Here is a 21,568-nt window from a genome sequence, read left to right on the forward strand (position 1 = left end):
TGTCGGCGAGGAGGAGGCCCTGGGGCCCCGGGCGGCTCGTGGCGAGCCGCCCGCCCTCGTGGTGCTACTTCTCTTCGGCCTTGTCGGCGGCCTTCTCGTCGGCGGCGTCGGCCTTCTCGTCCGCCTTGGCCTCGGCGGCCTCCTCGGCGTCACCGGACTCGGTGGCCTCGACCGTCTCGGCGGTCTCGTCCTCGTCGTCCAGGTCGACGATCTCGCCGTTGGTGTCCTTGACCGTGGTGGCCTCGACGACCGTCGCCAGGGCCTTGCCGCGGGCGACCTCGCCCACCAGCATCGGGACCTGGCCGCCCTCGACGACGGCCTGCGCGAACTGGTCCGGGCTCATGCCGGAGGACTGCGCGCGGCGCATGAGGTGCTCGGTGAGCTCCTCCTGGCTGACGTTCAGCTTCTCCTTGTTGACCAGCTCGTCCAGCACGAACTGCGTGCGGATGCCCTTCTCCGCCTGCTCCTTCAGCTCGGCGTCGAAGTCCTCCTCCGACTTGTCCTGCATCTGGAGGTAGGTGGCGAGGTCGAGACCCATCTGGCCGAGCTGGTGGTTGACCAGGTTGTGCTTGCGGGTCTCGACCTCGTCCGCGAGAAGCTTCTCGGGGATCGGCACCTCGACGCGCTCCAGGAGGGCGTCGAGCACCTTCTCCTGGGCCTGGGTGGCCTGGTCGTACTTCTTCTGCTGCTCGAGGCGCTTGCGGCTGTCGGCCCTCAGCTCCTCCAGCGTGTCGAACTCGCTGGCCATCTGCGCGAACTCGTCGTCCAGCTCGGGCAGCTCGCGGGCCGAGACGCTCTCGACGTCGACCTTGACCTCGGCCTCCTTGCCGGCGGCGGAGCCGCCCTTCAGCTCGGAGGTGAAGGTGGCGGTGCCGCCGGCCTCCAGGCCCGTGACGGCGTCGTCGATGCCTTCCAGCAGCTCGCCGGAGCCGATCGTGTAGTCGACGCCCTGGGCGACGCCGTCCTCCAGGACCTCGCCGTCGACCTTGGCCTCCAGATCGACCTTCACGACGTCGCCCTCGGCGGCGGCGCGCTCGACGACGCTGGTGGAGGCGAAGCGCTCACGGAGCTGCTCGACGGCCTTGTCCACGTCCTCGTCGGACACGACGGTGGCGTCGACCTCGACCTCGATGTCCGAGTAGTCCGGGATCTCGATCTCGGGACGGATGTCGACCTCGGCCGTGAAGGCCAGCGACTCGTTGTCCTTGAGGTCGGTGATGTCCACCTCGGGCTGCCCGAGCGTGTTCAGCTCGGCCTCCTCGACGGCGGACTGGTACAGCTTCGGGAGCGCGTCGTTGACGGCCTCTTCCAGCACCGCGCCGCGGCCGAATCGCTGGTCGATGACGCGGGCAGGGATCTTGCCCTTACGGAAGCCCGGCACCGTGACCTGCTGATTGATCTTCTTGTACGCCGCGTCGAGGCTGTCCTTGAGCTCCTCGAAGGGCACCTCGACAGTGAGCCGAACCCTGGTGGGGTTCAGGTTCTCAACGGCGCTCTTCACGGTCGGTCTCCTTGGGGCTGACTTCTGGGGGTTTCACGATTGAGAGGGGCGCCCCGTATGCGACACGACGAGTTTGCGGACACGACACAGGCACGCGCGTCTTTCATAGTACGTGGTCGGGGTGGCCGGATTCGAACCGACGACCTTCCGCTCCCAAAGCGGACGCGCTACCAAGCTGCGCCACACCCCGTCGGTGCGACACGTAGAGTACATGCCGTACGATGCAGTCCGTGCCGCTCCGGGGGACAGCTCCGGGAGCACGGGACCGGCAGGGTCCCGATACGCTCTGCGGCGGCGCATGCGGGCGTAGCTCAATGGTAGAGCCCTGGTCTTCCAAACCAGCTACGCGGGTTCGATTCCCGTCGCCCGCTCCACACACGCGAAGGGCCCGGTTCCCCGAGGGGAGCCGGGCCCTTCGCGTCGGCGCGCACGGATCGCTCGGGCCGCACGGGTCCCGTCGCGTCAGGCTGCGGTGACGGGAGGCGGGGCCGTCAGAAGCTGATCTGGTTGATCATGTCCGCCAGCGAGTTCATGAAGCGGTTGATCGACGGAGCCATGCCCGTGGAGGCCAGGAAGAAGCCGAAGAGGACGGCGACGACGGCCGGTCCCGCCTTGAGCGAGCCTCCACGGATCAGCACGATCAGGATGACAAGCAACAACACAACTACAGACAGTGAAATGGCCATAACTGATCACACCCTCGCGGTCGCAACGCCTCGCCGTGCCCGGGGACCCGTCGCCATGGCCATGCCCCCGCACCGGCACCATCGTGCCACCAACTTCCGCGCGGGCCGACCCGAGTGACGAATCATCGGCCAAAGGTCCCGGCCCTGATCATGCCGTTCCTCCCCCGGATGCCCTTCGCGTACACCCCACCCGCCCCACGCGATGGGACCGTGTACACGGAAGACAGCGCGTACACAGGTAATTGCACGGGGAATTCGGCCTGATCAATGCGGTGTGCAGCAGTCATGCAACATGTGCAATAGCCCGGGTCGGCGCGGCACTCTCCGGTCGAATTCACGGACGCACATGAGAGGTCCAACTCCCTTTGTGGGGTCGGTCACAGGGGTGACAGACCGGGACGCATGGGGCGTCGTGAGGCGGTCGCCGTGGACTCATATGCGTTGCTTATGTGGGACATCACACGACACAGTCAGCGATAACGAGCATCGAATACTCGTGCCGATTCGGGGTGTGACGAATTAGCCCTCGGGCACGCGTACATGAGGACGCGAAGAATTTACGACTCACAGGTTTGAACGCTAAGGTGCGGCAGATGTTGCACGCTGGTTATGAGCGGGCGCCGCTCCCCCCTGCCCGCGAGGAGTCCCCCTCCGCGACGCCGCCGAAGGACGCGTCGACGGAGCCCCCTGCCAAGGCAGCACCCAGGCCAGCAGCCAAGAACAAGCCCCGGGACCCGTTCTTCGACAACGCGAAGTACCTGACGATCCTCCTGGTCGGCATAGGTCACGCGTGGGACCCGATCCGGAGCGACAGCCGGACCGCCGAAGCGCTCTACTTCGTGCTCTACACCTTCCACATGCCGGCGTTCATCGTCATCTCCGGCTACCTTTCCCGGAGCTTCGAGGGCAAACCCCGGCAGATCCAGCGGCTGATCACCGGCGTCCTCGTGCCGTACGTGATCTTCCAGGTCGCCTACACCTTCTTCATGCGCTGGGCCAGCGACAGCCCGGACCGCGAGTTCCACATGCAGGAGCCCGGCTTCGCGCTCTGGTTCTTGATCGCGCTCTTCCTGTGGCGGCTGACCACGCCGGTCTGGAAGAACCTGCGCTGGCCGCTCCCCGTCGCCCTGGCCATCGCCGTCGCCGCGAGCGTCACGCCGACCATCAGCAGCGACCTCAACCTGATGCGCGTCTGCCAGTTCCTCCCCTTCTTCGTCCTCGGACTCAAGCTGAAGCCCGAGCACTTCGAGCTGGTGAAGCAGCGCAGGATGCGGCTCATCGCCGTCCCCGTCACGCTGGCGGCCCTGGTCTTCGCCTACTGGGCCGTGCCCCGGATGTCGAAGGGCTGGTTCCTGCACGACAAGGCGGCGCAGGAACTGGGCGTCCCCGCCTGGGTCGGCGCCGTGATGTTCCTCGCCGTGTTCGGCTGCGGGCTCGTCATGACCGCGTGCTTCCTGTCCTGGGTGCCGCGCCGCCACATGTGGTTCACGGTGCTGGGGTCCGGGACGCTGTACGCGTATCTGCTGCACATCTACCCGATCAAGATCTCGCGCGAGTTCGACTGGTACGACATGGACTGGGTGGACCACCCGCTGAGCCGCGTCGTGATCACGCTGCTCGCCGCGGCGATGATGACCGTCCTGTGCACGCCCCTCGTGCAGCGGATCTTCCGCTTCGCGATGGAGCCGACGATGGACTGGTTCTTCAAGCGGGACGCGGGCGCCGCCGCGCGCGAGCGCGAGAAGTCCTCACCCTCGCAAGGCCAGAACCAGGGCCAGGGCCCCGGTCAGGGCTCCGGCCAGGTCGGCGCGTCCGGGAGCGGTGGCGCCGGGCAGCACGGGCAGCACGGGCAGCACGGGCGGCACGCGGCGCACCGGTCGACGCAGGGCTACTACTAGACGCACGCACACGCCACGCATCACGTACGACACGGCTGAGGGCCGTCGCGCCGCGGGAGACATCCCGTGCGCGGCGGCCCTCGGCCGTGCGTGCCCCGCCCCGCCCCGTCGCGGTCCCGTGTCGCGTGTTCCGTCGCGGCCCCGTCGCGCCCCGTGCCCGTGCCCGCCGGGACCCCGTCACAGGCCGAGCACGGCGCGCGCGGTGAGGAAGTAGATCACCAGGCCCGTGGCGTCCACGAGGGTGGTCACCATGGGTGCCGAGACCACGGCCGGGTCGATGCGCAGCCGCTTGGCCAGCAGCGGCATCGCGCCGCCCACCGTCGCCGCCCAGCCGCAGATGATGATCAGCGCGGCGGCGACGACGACCGCGATGTCCAGGCCCACGAAGAGCGAGCCCACCCCGAGCGCGAGCACCGCCAGCAGCGCCCCGAGCGCCAGCCCGACGCGGCACTCGCGCCAGATGACCGCGAGCAGGTCGGAGCCGCGCACCTCGCCCACCGCCAGGGCGCGCACCGCGGCCGTCGCCGCCTGGGCCCCTGTGTTGCCGCCCGTGCCGATCAGCAGCGGGATGAACATGGCGAGCTGCGTGACCTGCTCCAGCGTCCCCTCGAACGCCTGGGTCACGCTCACCGTCAGCGTCGCGGCCAGCAGGAGCAGCAGCAGCCACACCACGCGGTAGCGGGCGAGCTGCCACACCGTCGCCGCCATGTAGTGCCCGGCCCAGGGCGCCGAGCCCGACTGGCGTGCCACGTCCTCGGTGTCGGCCGCCTCGATGACCTCGACGGCGTCGTCGATGGTGAGCAGGCCGAGGAGCCGGTTCTCGCTGTCCACGACGGGCAGGTCCAGGACGTTCGTCTCGCGCATCAGCCGGGACGCGTCCTCCGCCGGGTCGGTGGCGTGGGCGCGCGGGGCCTCGGTGACGACGAGATCGGCGACGGTGCGGTCCGGCGGGCTCAGCACCAGCTCCCGCAGCTCGACGATCCCGGTGAGCCGCCGCCCGTCGTCCACGACGGGCAGGGTGTAGACGGTCTCGGCGTGCTCGCCCCTGGCCCGCACCCGCTCCAGCGCCTGCTCGACGGTCAGGTCCTGGTTCAGCGGCACCGTCTCCGGGGTCATGTAGCGGCCGACGGAGCCCTCGGGGTAGCCGAGCAGCGCGGCCGTCATGCGGCGCTCGTGGGCGCTGAGCCCGGCCAGCACGCGCTGGGCGACCTTGGCGGGGGCCTCGCGCAGCATGCGGACGCGGTCGTCCGGGTCCATGCCCTCGACCAGCTCACGGAACGCCACGTCGCGCAGGCCCATGAGAACGGCCTGCTGGTCGACGGGTTCCAGCTCCTCGAAGACCGTGATGGCCTGGTCCTTGTCCAGGAGGCGGAAGGCGACGACGGCGTCGACCGTGTCCATGCGGGCGAGTTCGTCGGCGATCAGGTGGGGCGGGTTCTCGCCGAGCCAGTGCTGCGCGTCGCGCAGGTCGTGGCGCTCAAGGGCGCTCCGGAGGCCGGTGGGCAGCTCGTCGGGCAGCTGGGACTGCGTCATGGCAGGCATCCCTTACGAAACGGTGGGTGGGCGCTGTGGCTGTGTCCGTACGCGCGCGCCGCACGCCGCGCCCGCCCTTCACCGCACCGGGCGGCTGCCTGGCTGGCTGCCCGGCTACCTGGGGGCTATCTGGGGGTGCCTGTGCCGGGTTCTGGAAGGGGCCTGTGGGAGGTCACGGCGGCGGGGCGCGGTGGTCGACTGGGAGGCTCGCTGCGCATCCGGACCACCTCCTCCGCTCGCCGTCGCCGGGGTCACCGGCGGGCCCTGACGTTCCTGGTCCGACGTCTCCGTCCGACGGCCCGGCGTTCCGGGCCGTCGTCCAGGATACCCGCCGCCCCTCCCCCGCTCCCCGTCGGCTCAGCCGCCTCGGCCACGCGAGCCGCCTCAGCCGCCTCAGCCGCGCGAGAGCAGCAGCAGGGCGCGGTCGTCGTTGACGTCGCGGGCCACGGCCTCGATGAGGTGCCACGCCGCGCCGTGGAAGCCGGAGGCGACATAGCGGTCGGCCTCGCCCGTGAGGCGGTCGATGCCGTCGGACAGATCGCGCTCGGCCGTCTCGACCAGGCCGTCGGTGAACAGCATCAGCACGTCGCCGGGGCGCAGCGTGCCCTTGACCGGGTCGAACTGGGCGCCGTCGTACACCCCCAGGAGCGGGCCCTCGGCGGCCTTCTCCTCCCAGGTGCCCGTGCCGGCGCCGCGCTGCACGGCGGGGACGTGCCCCGCGGAGAAGAGTTCGTAGTCGCCGCTGTCCAGGTCCAGGACGAGGTGCACGGAGGTCGCGAAGCCCTCCTCCCAGTCCTGGCGCAGCAGATAGCCGTTGGCCGCGGGCAGGAACGCGTGCGGGGGCAGCGAGCCCAGCAGGCCGCCGAAGGCGCCGGAGAGCAGCAGCGCGCGGGACGCGGCGTCCATGCCCTTGCCGGAGACATCGGTGAGGACGACCTCCAGGGTGCGCCCGCCCGGACCTGTCCTGGCCGCGACGACGAAGTCGCCCGAGAAGGACTGCCCACCCGCCGGGCGCAGTGCCATCTCGCGGTGCCAGCCCTGCGGCAGCCGGGGCAACTTGCTCTGGACCCTGATGCGTTCGCGCAGGTCGAAGAGCATGGTGCCGCCCCTGCGCCACGGCACACCGACCCGGCTGCGGAACTGCGCGACGAGCAGCCCGGACAGCCCGGCGGCGGCGACCACGAGGATCGTGCCAGGCGTGACACGGCCCGCGCCGTCGTCGTAGGGGCCCAGCACGGCGGACTCGACGATCAGGGCGAAGGCAGCGGCGGCGTACAGCGTGATCAGGCTGGCCGGGCGCAGCAGCAGCCCGCCCGCGATGATCGGCAGGACCAGCGCCTCGGGCGCGGCCCACAGGGGCATCACGATCGTGGCGCAGGTGAGGGTGGGGATCGTCAGTAAGAGGGCGGCGAGTGCGACCCAGTCGGAGGCACCGCCGCGGAAGTAGTCGACGGCGGATCGACGCACGGTCGTGCGGGCCCGGTGCAGCGCCTTGCGCGCCTGGTGCAACCGGGCCGCCGTGGGAGCCAGGCCCGGTCGACGTACCACCATGCTTCGGGACCTTATCCACACGTTCGGCAACCCGTCGATTCCCGGCACGGCTCCCCAGTGGAACAGACCGTGCATACGCACGTGCATGCGCCATACAAGCGTCGTAGGCCGTGCGGCCAGGGCCGGAAGGGGGCAGTGCGGCGGCTGTGCCCCGGCCGGGCCGGGGCCGCGCGGGCCCCCTTGATCGGGCACCCGTAATTTCGTTCGCCCGCGCACCGCGTCCCTGGTCTCATGGGCCCATGACGACTGAGCTGCGGGTGCTGGACCCCGCGGAGTACGAGAGCTGGACCGAGGGCCTGCTGCGCGCCCTCCTCGTGGACACGGAGCCGCCGGAAGAGCGCGAACTGTGGCGGGAACTGACCGAGTTCGACCGCTCGCTCGCCGCGTGGGACGGCGACGACGTGGTGGGCTCGGCCTCGGCGCTCTCCTTCCGCATGTCGGTGCCGGGCGGCGCCGTGGTGCCCACGGCGGGCGTGACGATGGTCCACGTCGCGGCGACACACCGGCGCCGGGGCGTGCTGCGCTCCATGATGCGGCGGCAGTTGGACGACATCCACGAGGCGGGCACCGAGCCGCTCGCCGCGCTCACCGCCTCCGAGCCGCAGATCTACGGCCGGTTCGGCTACGGCCTGGCCACCCGCAAACTCCTCGCCGACATCGACACGAGCCGCGTCACGCTCGACGTGCCGCCCGAAGCCGACGACGTACGGCTGCGGTTCGTCGCCGATCCCGCCTCCGTGTGGGAGCGGTGCGAGGCCGTGTACGCGCGGCGGGTCGGCGCGCGCGCCGGGATGCTGGAGCGCGGGCGGCTCCTGCACCGGCTCCCACTGCTCGATCCCGAAGGGCAGCGCGAGGGGTCGCTGCCGCTGGCCTGCGTGCTGGCCGAGCGCGACGGCGAGGTGACGGGCTACGCGCGCTACTTCGCGCGCGACAGCTCCGACGCCTACGGCGTGCCGCGCGGCACCGTGCGGCTCCGCGATCTGGAGGCGCTGGACCCGGCCTCGTACGGTGCGCTGTGGCGCTACCTCTTCGACCTCGACCTCACCACGACGCTCGTAACGCACAACCGGCCCGTCGACGACGCGTGGCAGCACATGGTCAGCGACGTGCGGCAGTGCGGGCTTCGCTACTGCGACGCGCTGTTCCTGCGGCCCGTCGACGTGGGCGCCGCGCTCGCCTCGCGGACGTACACGGTGCCCGTGGACGTCGTCCTGGAGGTCGAGGACGCGTTCTGCCCCTGGAACGCGGGGCGGTGGCGGCTCAGCGGCGACGCGAAGGGCGCGAGCTGTGAGCGGACGCGGGACGGGGCGGATGTGGCGTTGTCAGTGCGGGAGTTGGGGGCCGCGTATCTGGGGGGTGAGTCGCTGGGCACGATGGCCTTCACGGGGCGCGTCCGTGAGCTCCGCGAGGGCGCCCTCGCGACGGCCTCGTCGGCCTTCCTGTCCGACCCGCTCCCCTGGCTGCCGCACGGCTTCTAAGGAAACGGTGGGTTGCCGGTTCGTCTGGGGTGTTGCGCGGGACGGTTTGCCGGTGTGGTGGGTGCCGTAGGGTCCCGCGCCATTTTTTGTGCCTGGGCGCTGTTCTTCGGGTGCGGGCCGGTGGCTACGGCGCGGCGTGTGGTGACGGTGCGACGCGGCTGGCGCCGCGTGATTCTGGCTCGGACCGTGGATGTGGGGTTGCTGTGTGGTGGGGGTCGGTGCCGCGCCGGGGTGTCTCCTCGGGCGGCGACAAGTGCGGGTCGGCTTTTCGGCTGCCTGTACATACTCGTCGCCACCACTTGCGGGGACACCCCACCACGTCCCCTCCCACCCGGTGGCCAACCTCCGGCCCGCTCCCACTGTTGTGGGCAAGCGTTCCGCATGGCGAGGGGGCACCTCCCAGCGGTAGCTGGGGGAGGGTGGGCACAACCCACCCACCGGCCCGCACCCGCGAACGAACCCCCAAAGGGGCAACCGGGTAGGCGCACCCCTGATGAAGGGAGCACCCCGTGATGGCTTCACCCCGCACCCCGTGAAGGGGCAACCCTGCGTTTTAGGGCGCGCCCCGCGAGGGTTGGCAGGTGGGGCACCAGAAGAGGTTGCGGGCGGCCAGTTCGGCGGCCCGGACTTCCGTGCCGCACAGGAGACAGGGCCGGCCCGCCCTGCGGTAGACGTACACCTCGCCGCCGTGGTCGTCCACGCGCGGCGCCCGCCCCATCGCCTCGGGCGTGTGCTCGGGCCTGACGGTGTCGATGCGCCCCAGCCGTACGCCTTCCCTCATCAGCCCGACGAGATCGGCCCAGATCGCGTCCCACTCGGCGCGCCGCAGATCACGCCCGGCCCGGTACGGATCGATCCCGTGCCGGAACAGCACCTCGGCGCGGTAGACGTTGCCGACGCCCGCGACGATCTTCTGGTCCATGAGCAGCGCCGCGATCGTGGTGCGGCTGCGGGAGACGCGGGCCCAGGCGAGCCCGGGGTCCGCGTCCACGTCGGCCCGCAGCGGGTCGGGACCCAGCCGGTCCCGTACGGCGCGCATCTCCTCGCCCGTGATCAGCTCGCAGCGGGTGGGCCCGCGCAGATCCGCGTACGCGTCGTCGGTCGAGAGCCGCAGCCGTACCTGCCCCACGGGCGCGGGCGCCGGGCCCTCGCCGAAGGTGAACTTGCCGTAGAGGCCGAGGTGGACGTGGACCCACCCGTTCGGCTCGAAGCCGAGGAAGAGGTGCTTGCCGTGCGCGTCGGCGCCCGAGAGCACCTGGCCGTCCAGCAGAGCGGCGCCGTCGGAGAACTTGCCCTGCGGGCTGGCGGCACGCACGGCCCGGCCGCCGAACCTCTCCTCGTGGTCGGCGGCCAGCCGGTGGATCGTGTGGCCCTCGGGCATGGGTGCGGCGCCCGCCCGCTCAGTCCTGCTGGGGGTGGTGCGCGGGTACGGGCGGGAGCTGGCCCGTCACCTCGTACGCCGAGAGCATGTCGATGCGGCGCTGGTGGCGCTCGCCGTCGGAGAAGGGGGTGGCGAGGAAGGTCTCGACGAACTTCACCGCCTCGTCCGTGGTGTGCATCCGCGCGCCGACGCTGACGAGGTTGGCGTTGTTGTGCTCGCGGGCGAGGGCCGCCGTCTCCTCGCTCCAGGCCAGGGCGCAGCGGGCGCCCTTCACCTTGTTGGCAGCGATCTGCTCGCCGTTGCCCGAGCCGCCGATGACGATGCCCAGGGCCTCGCCGTCGGCGACGGTGCGCTCGGCGGCGCGGAGGCAGAAGGGCGGGTAGTCGTCGTCGGCGTCGTAGATGTGCGGGCCGCAGTCGACGGGCTCGTGGCCCGCGGCCTTGAGCCATTCGACGAGGTGGTTCTTGAGTTCGTAACCGGCATGATCGGAGCCGAGGTACACGCGCATGCCGTCGAGTCTATGACGGGACGGTACGGCCGCTCGTCCGGGCCGGTCCTGGCGGGTCCCGGGACGGCAGCGTGCGGGGCCTCGTACGCGGAAACGCCGGGCCGCCCGGCGAGGGGCGGCCCGGCGTCACCCGGTGCGTGGCCGGTGCGCGGCCGGTGCGTGGCGTCAGCCGCGGCGGCCCGCCAGCTTCCAGGCCGTGGGCAGCGCGCCCATGGCCAGCGCGGCCTTGAGCACGTCGCCGACGAGGAAGGGGACGAGGCCCGCCGCGAGCGCCTCGCCCGCCGACATGCCCGTGGCCAGCGCGAGGTAGGGGACGCCGATCGCGTAGATGATCACCGTGCCCACGGCCATGGTCCCGGCCGTGCGCAGCACCCCGCGGTCACCGCCGCGCCGCGCCAGCGCGCCGACGGCCGCGACGGCGAGCAGCATGCCCAGGACGTAGCCGAGCGAGGGGATGGCGGTTCCCGAGGCGCCCTCGGCGAACCAGGGCATGCCCGCGATCCCGGCCAGCGCGTACAGCGCGAGGGAGAGGAAGCCGCGCCGGGCGCCGAGGCCCATGCCCACGACGAGGGCCGCGAAGGTCTGGCCCGTGACCGGGACGGGGGAGCCCGGGACGGGAACGGCTATCTGGGCCGCCACACCGGTCAGCGCGGCGCCCCCGACGACCAGGGCCACGTCGCGGACACGGGCGCGGGCCGCCGTGGAGGCGGGGAGCAGGTCGGCGAGGACGGTTCCGGGGCGGGTGGTGCTGGCGGTGGACGTGAGGGCGCTCATCAGGGCGACTCCGAGTCGTTCGTCGTCGGTGCTGGACCTTTCGACGCTAGCCGACCACGGCGCGTGTTCCAGCGTGACGTTGGCGACAAAGCCCGGCCGGGAGCCTTGGTGGGATCCGCACGTGTATGCACCATGTATCGTGCGGCGACGTGGGGGGAGACCCGTGTCCGTATACCGGAACGTTATCCACGACTATTGCAGCGCCGGGTGAGCCTGCCGAGACTGTCCCGAGCGCCACAACGATCAGTTCTCCGACCCCCACCAGGAACGGCCTCTCATGACGCGCACCGAGCTGTCCGACGACGCGCCGCCGCCCCGGGAACCACAGGGTTCCGCAGGCCAGGACCCCGCGCGGCCCGCGCTTGCACAGGGTCTCAAGCAGCGCCATCTGTCCATGATCGCCCTGGGCGGTGTCATCGGCGCCGGGCTCTTCGTCGGATCGGGTGCGGGCATCGCGGCCGCGGGCCCCTCCATCGTCCTCGCGTACGCCGCTTCGGGTCTGCTTGTCATGCTCGTGATGCGCATGCTGGGCGAGATGTCGGCGGCGCACCCGGCCTCCGGCTCCTTCTCCGTGCACGCGGAGCGCGCGATCGGCCCGTGGGCGGGCTTCACCGCGGGCTGGATCTACTGGGTGCTGCTCTGCGTCGCCATCGCCACGGAGGCGACGGCGGCGGCGGACATCATGGTGAAGTGGCTGCCGGGCACCGACTCCTGGATGTGGGTCGCCCTCTTCATGGTGATGTTCTGCGGGACGAACCTGGCCGCCGTGCGCAACTTCGGCGAGTACGAGTTCTGGTTCGCGGCGCTGAAGATCTTCGCCATCACGGCCTTCCTGCTGCTCGGCGTCCTCGCCATCGTGGGCGTCCTGCCGGGCACCGAGGCCCCGGGCACGGACAACCTCACCGGTGAGGGCGGCTTCCTGCCGAACGGCTCGGAGGGGCTGGTCATCGGCCTGCTGGCCTCCGTGTTCGCGTACGGAGGGCTGGAGACGGTGACCATCGCGGCGGCCGAGTCCGAGAAGCCCGTCTCGGGCGTCGCGAAGGCGGTGCGCACCGCGATGTGGCGCATCGGTGTCTTCTACGTCGGCTCGATGCTGGTGATCGTCACCCTGATCCCGTGGGACGACAAGTCGGTCCTCTCCGGCCCGTACGCCGCCGCGCTGGACTACATCGGCATCCCTGCGGCGGCCCAGGTCATGAACATCGTGGTCCTGGTGGCGCTGCTCTCCGCCATGAACGCGAACATCTACGGCGCCTCCCGGATGTCGTACTCCCTCATCGCGCGCGGCGAGGGCCCCGCCTTCCTCGGCCGGGTCAGCGGCAGCGGCGTCCCGCGCTACGCGGTCATCGCCTCGTCCTTCTTCGGCTTCGTCGCGGTGCTGCTCAACTTCATGTGGCCCGACACGGTCTTCCAGTGGCTGCTGAACATGGTCGGCGCCGCCACCCTCGTCGTGTGGGGCTTCATCGCCGTCTCGCAGCTCATCACGCGCCGCCGCCTGGAGCGCGAGGAGCCGGAGAAGCTGGTCGTGAAGATGTGGGGCTTCCCGTGGCTGACGGGCCTCGCGATCCTCGGCATCCTCGCCGTGCTGGCCCTGATGCTGCGCGAGAGCGACACCCGTACGCAGCTCGCGTTCACGGGCGGGCTGACGATCGTGCTGGCGCTGGTCGGGCTGCTGCGGCAGCGGCTGGCCGGGCAGCGCGCGGCCGTCGGCGGCGCGGCCGGCGCCGGTACGGAGAAGTCCGAGGGCTGACGGCACACACACCAGACCCGCGCACAGCACACCCGCGGCGCGCGCCGCGACACACGTCAGGGGCGGTCCCTCCCGGAGGGGCCGCCCCGGACTGTTGCTGCTACCTTCTTCTTGCAAGTAATGTGCAATAGCGGAGGGGCAAGCAGAATGGCGACCTACACACTTCCAGAGCTGCCGTACGACTACGCCTCGCTGGAGCCGGTCATCAGCGGCGAGATCATCGAGCTGCACCACGACAAGCACCACGCCGCGTATGTGAAGGGTGCGAACGACACCCTGGAGCAACTGGCGGAGGCCCGTGACAAGGACGCGTGGGGCTCCATCAACGGCCTGGAGAAGAACCTGGCCTTCCACCTCTCCGGGCACATCCTGCACACCATCTACTGGCAGAACATGACCGGCGACGGCGGCGGCGAGCCGCTGGAGAAGGACGGCACGGGCGAGCTGGCGGACGCCATCGCCGAGTCGTTCGGCTCCTTCGCCAAGTTCAAGGCCCAGCTCTCGAAGGCCGCGGCCACCACCCAGGGTTCGGGCTGGGGCGTCCTCGCCTACGAGCCGGTGACGGCCCGCCTCATCGTCGAGCAGGTCTACGACCACCAGGGCAACGTCGGCCAGGGCAGCGTGCCCATCCTGGTCTTCGACGCCTGGGAGCACGCCTTCTATCTCCAGTACCGCAACCAGAAGGTCGACTTCGTCGAGGCCATGTGGCGCGTCGTCAACTGGCAGGACGTGGCCAGGCGCTACACCGCAGCCAAGGAGCGCGCCAACAACCTGCTCCTCGCGCCCTGATGCTCCGGCCCCCCGTCGACCAGGGGGACCGGCCTCCTGCCTCGTGATCGTCTTCTCACCGCTTCACCGGGCAGGCGGAAAGCGGGAGGGCCCCGTACGGACGTGACGTACGGGGCCCTCCTGTCAGTGGCCGGGGCCGCTTCGGCCGGCCGGGGTCAGTCGAAGATCGGGCCGACGTCGCGGGTCCGCTTGATCTCGAAGAAGCCCGGCGTCGACGCCACCAGCAGCGTCCCGTCCCACAGCTTCGCCGCCGCCTCACCCTTGGGGGCCGGGGTGACGACGGGGCCGAAGAAGGCGACCTGCCCGCCGTCCGCGCCCGGGACGGCGATGACCGGGGTGCCGACCTCCTGGCCGACCAGATCGATGCCCTCCTTGTGCGAGGCACGCAGCGCCTCGTCGTACTCCGTCGAATCGGCCGCGTCCGCGAGATCGGCGGGCAGCCCCGCCTCCTCCAGCGCCTCCACGAACGTCTCGCGGGTCCGCTCCTGCGCACGGTTGTGGAAACGGGTGCCGAGGGCGGTGTAAAGGGGGCCGAGCACCTCGTTCCCGTACTTCTGCTCGGCCGCGATGCACACCCGCACCGGGCCCCAGCCGGTCTTCAGCAGCTCTCGGTACTCCTCGGGCAGCTCGTCCAGCTTCGGCTCGTTGAGCACCGACAGGCTCATCACATGCCAGCGGACCTCGACAGGCCGGACCTTCTCCACCTCCAGCATCCAGCGGGAAGTCATCCACGCCCACGGGCACAGGGGGTCGAACCAGAAGTCTGCCGGTGTCTTCTCGGCCATGGCCAGGGTCTCCTCGGACGAACGATTAACGGACGGTACCGGAGCACGCTACGAACGTGCGGTACGGACGCAGGGAAAACGCGCGGGAGGGCGCGCCCATTCCCCGGTATGCGTTGTCTGTACCGCGTGCGATGCTGACTGAGATCGTTCACCATGCGAGACGAGGGAGTCACGTCGTGCCCGGAGAGAACCTGACCCGAGACGAGGCCCGCGCCCGCGCGGCGCTGCTGACCGTCGAGGGTTACGAGGTGGCGCTCGATCTGCGCTCTGCCGTCGCTCCCCCTCCGGCCCAGGGCCCCCGCACCTTCCGCTCCACGACGACGATCCGCTTCCGCTGCGCCGAACCCGGCGCCGCCACCTTCGCCGATCTCGTGGCGCCCGCCGTCCACTCCGTCACCCTGAACGGCCGGTCCCTCAACGTGGACACCGTCTTCGACGGCACCCGCATCGCGCTGGAAGGGCTCGCAGAGGAGAACGAACTGCTGGTGGACGCCTCCTGCGCCTACAGCCGCACGGGCGAGGGGCTGCACCACTTCATCGACCCCGAGGACGGCGAGGTCTACCTCTATACGCAGTACGAACCGGCCGACGCGCGCCGCGTCTTCGCCAACTTCGAGCAGCCCGACCTCAAGGCGGCGTTCGACTTCACCGTGACCGCGCCCGCCCGCTGGACCGTGCTCAGCAACGGCGCCCAGCAGGGCGAGGCGGAGCCCCTGGAGGACGGCACCTTCTCGGTACGTCGCTTCGCGCGCACGCGGCCCATCTCCACGTACATCACGGCGGTCGTCGCGGGCCCGTACCACCGCGTCACCGACACCTACCGCCGCGCCCTCCCCGGCGGCGGCGAGCTGGAGATCCCCCTCGGCGCGCTCTGCCGCAAGGGCCTGGCCAGGTATTTCGACCCCCAGGACATCTTCACCGTCACCAAGCAGGGCCTGGACTTCTTCCACGACCACTTCGACTACCCGTACCCCTTCGGGAAGTACGACCAGGCGTTCGTGCCCGAGTACAACATCGGGGCCATGGAGAACCCGGGCTGTGTGACCTTCCGCGAGGAGTTCGTCTTCCGCGGCAAGGTGACGCAGGCGTCCTACGAGGGCCGGGCCAACGTCATCCTGCACGAGATGGCCCACATGTGGTTCGGCGATCTCGTCACCATGGAGTGGTGGGACGACCTGTGGCTCAAGGAGTCCTTCGCCGACTTCATGGGCGCCTTCTCGCTCGTCGAGTCCACCCGCTTCACCGACGGCTGGATCACCTTCGCCAACCGCCGCAAGTCCTGGGCCTACCGCGCCGACCAACTCCCCTCCACCCACCCCGTCACGGCGGACATCCGGGACCTGGAGGACGCCAAGCTCAACTTCGACGGGATCACCTACGCCAAGGGCGCCTCCGTACTGAAGCAGCTCGTCGCCTACGTCGGCAGGGACGCGTTCCTGGAGGGCGCGCGGCGCTACTTCCGGCGCCACGAGTGGGGCAACACCCGCCTGGAGCACCTCCTCTCCGTGCTGGAGGAGACCTCGGGCCGGGACATGGGCGAGTGGGCCAAGTCCTGGCTCCAGACCGCCGGGGTCAACGTGCTCACGCCCCAGCTCACCTACGACTCCGCCGGCCGCGTCACCGAACTGGCCGTCCTCCAGGAGGCCGCCGAAGGCCACCCCACGCTGCGCCCCCACCGCGTCGCCGTCGGCCTCTACCGCCACGAAGCGCCCGGCGGCGCCCTCGTCCGCTACGCACGCGCGGAGACCGACGTCACAGGGGCCCGCACCGTCGTGGCGGAGCTGGCGGGCGCCGAACGGCCCGATCTGGTCCTCGTCAACGACGACGACCTCACCTACTGCAAGGTCCGCTTCGACGAGCGCTCCCTGGACACCCTGCGCGGCCACCTCGGCTCCCTCACCGACCCCCTCGCGCGCGCCCTGTGCTGGTCGGCTGTGTGGAACCTGACGCGCGACGGACTGATGCCCACGCGCGACTTCCTCGGCCTCGTGCTGCGGTTCGCCGGTGCCGAGTCGGACATCGGCGTGCTCCAGATGCTGCACGCCTGGGCCCGCACCGCCGTCGTCCACTACGCGGCGCCCCAGTGGCGCGAGGAGGGCGAGCGCCTGCTGTCCGAGGGCGCGCTGACCCAACTGCGGCTGGCCGAGCCCGGCAGCGGCCACCAGTTGGCGTGGGCCCGCTTCTTCGCCTCCGTCGCGGTGCGCGAGCAGGACCTGCGGCTGCTGCGGGGACTGCTCGACGGCTCGGCGCGCGTCGACGGCCTCGACGTCGACCAGGAGCTGCGCTGGACGTTCCTCGAACCCCTCGCCGCGCAGGGCGTCGCCGGGGCCGAGGAGATCGACGCGGAGCTGGCCCGCGACGACACGGCCTCCGGCAAGCGGCACCAGGTCCGCTGCCTCGCGGCGCGCCCCACGGCCGAGGTCAAGGCCCAGGCGTGGGTCGCGGTCATCGAGTCGGACCAACTGTCCAACGCGCTGGTCGAGGCCACGATCTCGGGCTTCGAGCAGCCGGGGCAGCGCGAGTTGATCGCGCCCTACACGGGGCGGTATTTCGAGGTCCTGGAGGACGTGTGGCGCACACGCTCCATCGAGATCGGCATGGCCATCGTGCGGGGCATGTACCCCGCGCTCCAGGGCGACCAGGCCACGCTCGACGCCACGGACGCGTGGCTCGCAGCGCACGAGGACGCCGCGCCCGCGCTGCGGCGCCTCGTCCTGGAGTCCCGCGACGACCTCTCCCGCGCACTGCGCGCCCAGCGCCGTGACGGTCCCCTTCGCGGGGGGCGGAAGGAAACGAAGGGTTAGCCCTTCACCGGGCTGCACCCCTTCACGGGGTACGAGGTGAAGCCCTCACGGGTGCCGCCTCCTCGTAGGGGGCGCCTCTGCGGCGTGCGGCTGGTGTTTCGGCTACCGCTGAGGGGGTTCCCCCTTCACGGGGGGGGTGCGCGGTACGGCTGCCCTGTGCGGTGCGCGACCCTTCGCGGGTGCGGAAGGTGACGGGTGGGGTTGCCCCCCCCTCACGGAGACGTTGCGCGGGACGGTGGGCTGGTGAGTCGGGGCCAGCGCCGAGGGGTCACCAGGCGTCTCCTGGGCGGGGGTCCGCCGTCAGGGGCCGGGACAGATCGAGGGCTCCGTTCACGGCGAGTACGAAGACGCCGCCGTCGTCCTCGGGCGTACGTCGCGCCCCGACGGGGGTGAGGACGGACGTGGGCCCCTGCCACGGGTGCCAGCCCCGTGCGGCGTAGAAGTCCACGGCGTCCTCGGACGCGCTGAGGGCACCCAGTTCGTACGCCCCGCGCACGACGCGCTCCACCTCGCGCATCATCGCGGCACCGTAGCCGAACCCGCGCCGGTCCTCGCGGACGGCCACACCTTCGACGTAGCCCGTACGCAGCGCGCGCTCCCCGTACAGCAGACGGCGCTGGACCAGGGCCGCGTGGCCGACGAGGTCGGCGTCCCCTTCCAGGACGAGGACGTGGAGGCCGCCCACGGTGTGGTCCCAGTCATCGTCGGAGAAGTCCCCCTCGAACGCGTCGTCCAGAAGCTTCCGCACTGCGGTGAGCGTCCCGCCGTCCAGCGCCCCTGTATGCACCGTCCGCAACTGTGCCCCGCCCATGTCCGTGTCCATGGCGCCATCCTCCCAGCGGGTCCCCTTCGCGGGGGGGCGGAAGGAAACGGGGGGTTCTGGTTGTCCGGGGGTGTTGCGCGGGACGGTTGGCCGGTGTGGTGCGCACTGTAGGGTCCCGCGCTGATTTTTGCGCCGCGTCACGGGGGCGGCGTCGTGTGGCTTGGCGCCGTATTCGGGCGCGGGCCGGTGGCTTCGGCGCGGCGTGTGGTTGCGGTGCGTTGCGGCTGGCGCCGCGTGATTCCGGGTTTCCACCGTGGTTATGGGCGCGTGGGTGCGGGGTGTCCGGTGCCGCGGTGGGGTGTCTCCTCGGCGTGAAGCTTTCGTTGTCGGCTTTCTGCCGTCGTTCGTCTCGACCTGCGGGGACACCCCACCACGTCCCCGTCCCGCCGGTGACCCACCTCCGCTCCGGGTCCGCCAGGGCCGACACCATGACGTGCGGCGGCACGCCCCCAGCGCGGGACCTACGGTCCCCACTCCACGGGCAAACCGTCCCGCGCAACACCCCCTTCGCAGGGGGCGCCTACCCGAGTGCCCCCTGGGGTCTCGTTCGCGTGCCAGGGGCGGGCGCATGGTGGTGGCGCGCCGGTACCAGCGATGGACCGGTCCACAGCATGGGGACAAGCGGAGGGGTCGCCGACCTGTTGTTGGCCACCGGGCGGGAGGGGACGCGGTGGGGTGTCCCCGCAGGACGAGCAAGTCACCGGCGGAAAGCCGTAAACGAGACCTTCACGCCGAGGAGACACCCCACCGCGGCACCGACCCCCACCACACAGCAACCCCACATCCACGGTCCGAGCCAGAATCACGCGGCGCCAGCCGCGTCGCACCGTCACCACACGCCGCGCCGTAGCCACCGGCCCGCACCCGACCACGACGCCAAGCCACACGTCGCCGCCCCGCCGGGCAACGGCACGCCAAAATGTTGTGGGCAATCGTCCCGCAGGGCGGGACGGGTGGGCACAACCCGTGCCACCGGCCCGCACCACGCGAACGAACCCCCAAGGGGCACCAGCCAAGGCGCACCCCTACAAGAGACGGGCACCCCGTGAAGGGGCACAACCCGGCGAAGGGGCAACCCCCCGTTTCCTTCCGCACCCCGCGAAGGGGCCGTCAGGCCGGTATCGGTGCCGAGAGGGGGCGCAGCAGGGGGATGTGGAGGGCCGGAGGGTTCGGGGCCGTGCCCTTGGGGGGCGGGCCCTCCGGGCGGGAGACGCCGTGGCGGCGGAGCCAGTTGCGGTACGTCTCGCTGGCCCAGGCGACCTCCGCGTATGCCGACTGGAGGTCGGCGAAGAGCGCGTCGGCGTCCAGGCCCGGCACGTCGGGGGAACCGGGCCCCGCGCGGAACGCGCGGGACACCATCACCAGCCGGACCGCGAGCGGATCGCCCCGCAACGGGCGGATCGTCATGCCGGGCCGCGGCCTCGACGTGGGCTGGCACGGCGTGACCACCTCGCCGCCCGCGACGAGGTCGGAGGCCGCGAGATAGTCCCCGTACACCACGCGCGGCTCCAGCCCCGCCGCCATGAAGACGCGGCGCAGCCCTGGCCAGTCGCCGTCGACGGCCGGATCGACCATCCAGCGGTCGGCCGCGAGGTCGGACAGGTCCAGTTCCTCCTTCACCGTGGCGGGGTGCGCCGAGGGGAGGGCGACGAACTGGGGCTCGCGCTCGACGAGTACCCGCAGCTCCAGGCCCTCGGGAAACCGCAGCGGCGAGCCCTCGACCTCGTGCACGAACACGGCGTCGAGCTGATTGGCCGCGACCATCTGGAGCAGCGTGTTCGCGGAGACGTCCATGTGGATCGTGGTGTCCGTCTCGGGGAGCCGGGCGTGGAGCCTGCGGAGCCAGCCTGAGACGGCACGGCTGCCCGTGCTGCCGATGCGCAGGCGTCGTCCGCCCGCGCGCCCCGCCGCCTCCTTCGCCTCGCTGACCAGCGCGTTCATCTCGGCCACGAGGGGCCGGGCGCGGCTGAGCACGGAGCGCCCCAGCGGGGTGGGCCTGCTTCCGGTGCGCTCCCGGGAGAAGAGCTGGCCGCCGATGGCCTGCTCGATGCGGCGAAGCTGTGTCGTCAGGGACGGCTGTGTCATGCCCAGTTGGCGTGCTGCCTTGTGCACGCTGCCCGTATCGGCGATCGCACACAGGGCGCGAAGGTGCCTCACTTCGAGCTCCACAGGCCGGAGCATAACGGCGCATGAGCATGTCACACCAGACACTCTCCGCCGCCCGACGGGGGCGCGCCAGGAAGGGGTGACGGAGGGGACGAGGAGGGCGGCAGCGAACGCGGCGGCCGTCGCGAGCCCCGGAGCCCCCGGGGATAGGCCCGTCCTATCCCCGGATGGCATCATCCCGCGCACCCCCGGCTCCAAGAGACTCTGCCTCGGCAGGAGTTCATCCGGCGGAACGGCGGTCGCGCCGCACACCACACCGCGACCGGACGGTTTCCGCGGACAGAAGGAGACCCCCCATGAGACACCGCAGAACGGCACTCTCCGCGACGCTCGGCCTCGGCCTGGCCGTGTCCCTCGGCCTCGGCGCGGGCCCCGCGACCGCGGCCCCCACCGGCGCGGACGAAAACCACGGCACCATCGCCCCCGCCAAGGCCGGCTACGTCGGCGAGAGCGACAAGGGCACCGAGGCGTTCTTCAACGCCGTGGTCAAGGACGCGCTCAAGAAGCAGGCGGCGAAGCCGGGCATCCAGGCCGTCACCGTCAAGTACGACACCAGCCGCGCTCCGTCGTTCCGCAGCCAGATAGCCAACAGCACCGCGGTCTGGAACTCGTCCGTGACGAACGTCAAGCTCCAGGAGGGCTCGGGCGCCAGCTTCAGCTACCGCGAGGGCAACGACGCGCGCGGCTCGTACGCCTCCACCGACGGGCACGGCCGCGGCTACATCTTCCTGGACTACCGGCAGAACCAGCAGTACAGCTCCAACCGCGTCGTCGCCCACGAGACGGGCCACGTGCTCGGGCTGCCCGACCACTACTCGGGCCCCTGCTCCGAGCTGATGTCGGGCGGCGGGCCCGGCACGTCCTGCACCAACGACCGGCCGAACGCGCAGGAAGCCGCCCGCGTCAACCAGCTGTGGGCGAACGGGGTGGCCAGCGCCGCCTTCGACAAGGCCGCCTTCTCCGGCACCCGCTGAGTCGCTCCACCCGGAAGGACCTGGCCCGGGACACCATCTGAACCCCGCACCCGCACACGCACCCGCACCCGCACCGCTTCCCAGTCGCCACCTCCCACACGAAGGCCCCCGGTACTTCCTCCTCCGGGGGCCTTCGCACGCCCTCACGGGCCAGGGACGCGGGACCG

Annotated in this window: 16 protein-coding genes and 2 tRNA genes; 7 read left to right on the forward strand and 11 right to left on the reverse strand. The window is 71.2% G+C overall.

Going from position 1 to position 21,568, the window contains the following annotated elements; genetic code table 11:
• Positions 1–64: 64 nt before the first annotated feature.
• Positions 65–1,501, reverse strand: coding sequence for a trigger factor (gene tig / locus ACWGJ2_RS09925; RefSeq protein ID WP_453345516.1), 1,437 nt, complete (start codon positions 1,499–1,501; stop codon positions 65–67).
• A 113-nt stretch (positions 1,502–1,614) separates the two neighbouring features.
• Positions 1,615–1,691, reverse strand: a tRNA-Pro gene (locus ACWGJ2_RS09930).
• 110 nt (positions 1,692–1,801) lie between these two features.
• Here ACWGJ2_RS09930 and ACWGJ2_RS09935 point away from each other — a divergent pair.
• A tRNA-Gly gene (locus ACWGJ2_RS09935) sits at positions 1,802–1,875 on the forward strand.
• A gap of 117 nt (positions 1,876–1,992) precedes the next feature.
• Here the strand turns inward: ACWGJ2_RS09935 and ACWGJ2_RS09940 are convergent.
• On the reverse strand, positions 1,993–2,187 hold the full coding sequence (locus ACWGJ2_RS09940; protein WP_453345517.1) for a hypothetical protein: 195 nt from the start codon (positions 2,185–2,187) through the stop codon (positions 1,993–1,995).
• A 593-nt stretch (positions 2,188–2,780) separates the two neighbouring features.
• Between ACWGJ2_RS09940 and ACWGJ2_RS09945 the strand changes: the two genes are divergently transcribed.
• Positions 2,781–4,085 carry an acyltransferase family protein gene (locus ACWGJ2_RS09945; protein ID WP_453345518.1) on the forward strand — a complete coding sequence of 435 codons (1,305 nt, stop codon included), beginning with the start codon at positions 2,781–2,783 and terminating at the stop codon, positions 4,083–4,085.
• Between the two features lie 177 nt (positions 4,086–4,262).
• On the opposite strand, the gene mgtE is transcribed toward ACWGJ2_RS09945, so the two are convergent.
• Together mgtE and ACWGJ2_RS09955 are read right to left on the reverse strand one after the other, a co-directional pair.
• Positions 4,263–5,618 (reverse strand): magnesium transporter, encoded by a 1,356-nt coding sequence (gene mgtE, locus ACWGJ2_RS09950; protein WP_453345519.1) that lies wholly within the window; start codon positions 5,616–5,618, stop codon positions 4,263–4,265.
• A 393-nt stretch (positions 5,619–6,011) separates the two neighbouring features.
• Entirely contained in the window at positions 6,012–7,169 is a 1,158-nt protein-coding gene (locus ACWGJ2_RS09955; protein WP_453345520.1) for a PP2C family protein-serine/threonine phosphatase, read from the reverse strand.
• A 239-nt stretch (positions 7,170–7,408) separates the two neighbouring features.
• Here ACWGJ2_RS09955 and ACWGJ2_RS09960 point away from each other — a divergent pair, with 239 nt between their 5' ends.
• Positions 7,409–8,647 (forward strand): GNAT family N-acetyltransferase, encoded by a 1,239-nt coding sequence (locus ACWGJ2_RS09960; protein ID WP_453345521.1) that lies wholly within the window; start codon positions 7,409–7,411, stop codon positions 8,645–8,647.
• 553 nt (positions 8,648–9,200) lie between these two features.
• Here the strand turns inward: ACWGJ2_RS09960 and ACWGJ2_RS09965 are convergent.
• From ACWGJ2_RS09965 to ACWGJ2_RS09975, 3 genes are all read right to left on the reverse strand, one after another.
• Positions 9,201–10,028, reverse strand: coding sequence for an Fpg/Nei family DNA glycosylase (locus ACWGJ2_RS09965; RefSeq protein WP_453345522.1), 828 nt, complete (start codon positions 10,026–10,028; stop codon positions 9,201–9,203).
• Positions 10,029–10,047: 19 nt separating this feature from the next.
• On the reverse strand, positions 10,048–10,536 hold the full coding sequence (locus ACWGJ2_RS09970; RefSeq protein WP_453345523.1) for a ribose-5-phosphate isomerase: 489 nt from the start codon (positions 10,534–10,536) through the stop codon (positions 10,048–10,050).
• 165 nt (positions 10,537–10,701) lie between these two features.
• On the reverse strand, positions 10,702–11,310 hold the full coding sequence (locus ACWGJ2_RS09975) for a biotin transporter BioY (protein WP_453345524.1): 609 nt from the start codon (positions 11,308–11,310) through the stop codon (positions 10,702–10,704).
• 277 nt (positions 11,311–11,587) lie between these two features.
• Between ACWGJ2_RS09975 and ACWGJ2_RS09980 the strand changes: the two genes are divergently transcribed.
• Positions 11,588–13,060 (forward strand): amino acid permease, encoded by a 1,473-nt coding sequence (locus ACWGJ2_RS09980; RefSeq protein ID WP_453345525.1) that lies wholly within the window; start codon positions 11,588–11,590, stop codon positions 13,058–13,060.
• A gap of 147 nt (positions 13,061–13,207) precedes the next feature.
• Complete coding sequence (locus ACWGJ2_RS09985; RefSeq protein WP_453345526.1) at positions 13,208–13,849, forward strand: superoxide dismutase; 642 nt, start codon at positions 13,208–13,210, stop codon at positions 13,847–13,849.
• A 155-nt stretch (positions 13,850–14,004) separates the two neighbouring features.
• Here ACWGJ2_RS09985 and ACWGJ2_RS09990 read toward each other — a convergent pair whose 3' ends face one another.
• Positions 14,005–14,634 carry a mycothiol-dependent nitroreductase Rv2466c family protein gene (locus tag ACWGJ2_RS09990; RefSeq protein WP_453345527.1) on the reverse strand — a complete coding sequence of 210 codons (630 nt, stop codon included), beginning with the start codon at positions 14,632–14,634 and terminating at the stop codon, positions 14,005–14,007.
• A gap of 176 nt (positions 14,635–14,810) precedes the next feature.
• On the opposite strand from ACWGJ2_RS09990, the gene pepN reads away from it, so the two are divergent.
• Positions 14,811–17,438 (forward strand): aminopeptidase N, encoded by a 2,628-nt coding sequence (gene pepN, locus ACWGJ2_RS09995; protein WP_453345528.1) that lies wholly within the window; start codon positions 14,811–14,813, stop codon positions 17,436–17,438.
• Between the two features lie 268 nt (positions 17,439–17,706).
• On the opposite strand, the gene ACWGJ2_RS10000 is transcribed toward pepN, so the two are convergent.
• Both ACWGJ2_RS10000 and ACWGJ2_RS10005 read right to left on the reverse strand, forming a co-directional pair.
• Positions 17,707–18,249 (reverse strand): GNAT family N-acetyltransferase, encoded by a 543-nt coding sequence (locus ACWGJ2_RS10000; protein WP_453345661.1) that lies wholly within the window; start codon positions 18,247–18,249, stop codon positions 17,707–17,709.
• A gap of 1,122 nt (positions 18,250–19,371) precedes the next feature.
• Complete coding sequence (locus ACWGJ2_RS10005; RefSeq protein WP_453345529.1) at positions 19,372–20,442, reverse strand: LysR substrate-binding domain-containing protein; 1,071 nt, start codon at positions 20,440–20,442, stop codon at positions 19,372–19,374.
• 281 nt (positions 20,443–20,723) lie between these two features.
• Between ACWGJ2_RS10005 and snpA the strand changes: the two genes are divergently transcribed.
• Positions 20,724–21,401: a snapalysin gene (snpA, locus tag ACWGJ2_RS10010; protein ID WP_453345530.1), complete on the forward strand. Its 678-nt coding sequence runs from the start codon at positions 20,724–20,726 to the stop codon at positions 21,399–21,401.
• Positions 21,402–21,568 lie beyond the last annotated feature (167 nt).

It is taken from the genome of Streptomyces sp. NPDC054796, from assembly GCF_053611545.1.

Excerpts from the sequence above, each read along its gene's own strand:
- ACWGJ2_RS09940 (WP_453345517.1), bottom strand. The coding sequence starts at position 2,187 with ATGGCCATTTCACTGTCTGTAGTTGTGTTGTTGCTTGTCATCCTGATC.
- ACWGJ2_RS09945 (WP_453345518.1), top strand. The coding sequence starts at position 2,781 with ATGTTGCACGCTGGTTATGAGCGGGCGCCGCTCCCCCCTGCCCGCGAG.
- mgtE (WP_453345519.1), bottom strand. The coding sequence starts at position 5,618 with ATGACGCAGTCCCAGCTGCCCGACGAGCTGCCCACCGGCCTCCGGAGC.
- ACWGJ2_RS09955 (WP_453345520.1), bottom strand. The coding sequence starts at position 7,169 with ATGGTGGTACGTCGACCGGGCCTGGCTCCCACGGCGGCCCGGTTGCAC.
- ACWGJ2_RS09960 (WP_453345521.1), top strand. The coding sequence starts at position 7,409 with ATGACGACTGAGCTGCGGGTGCTGGACCCCGCGGAGTACGAGAGCTGG.
- ACWGJ2_RS09965 (WP_453345522.1), bottom strand. The coding sequence starts at position 10,028 with ATGCCCGAGGGCCACACGATCCACCGGCTGGCCGCCGACCACGAGGAG.
- ACWGJ2_RS09970 (WP_453345523.1), bottom strand. The coding sequence starts at position 10,536 with ATGCGCGTGTACCTCGGCTCCGATCATGCCGGTTACGAACTCAAGAAC.
- ACWGJ2_RS09975 (WP_453345524.1), bottom strand. The coding sequence starts at position 11,310 with ATGAGCGCCCTCACGTCCACCGCCAGCACCACCCGCCCCGGAACCGTC.
- ACWGJ2_RS09980 (WP_453345525.1), top strand. The coding sequence starts at position 11,588 with ATGACGCGCACCGAGCTGTCCGACGACGCGCCGCCGCCCCGGGAACCA.
- ACWGJ2_RS09985 (WP_453345526.1), top strand. The coding sequence starts at position 13,208 with ATGGCGACCTACACACTTCCAGAGCTGCCGTACGACTACGCCTCGCTG.
- ACWGJ2_RS09990 (WP_453345527.1), bottom strand. The coding sequence starts at position 14,634 with ATGGCCGAGAAGACACCGGCAGACTTCTGGTTCGACCCCCTGTGCCCG.
- ACWGJ2_RS10000 (WP_453345661.1), bottom strand. The coding sequence starts at position 18,249 with ATGGGCGGGGCACAGTTGCGGACGGTGCATACAGGGGCGCTGGACGGC.
- ACWGJ2_RS10005 (WP_453345529.1), bottom strand. The coding sequence starts at position 20,442 with ATGCTCCGGCCTGTGGAGCTCGAAGTGAGGCACCTTCGCGCCCTGTGT.
- snpA (WP_453345530.1), top strand. The coding sequence starts at position 20,724 with ATGAGACACCGCAGAACGGCACTCTCCGCGACGCTCGGCCTCGGCCTG.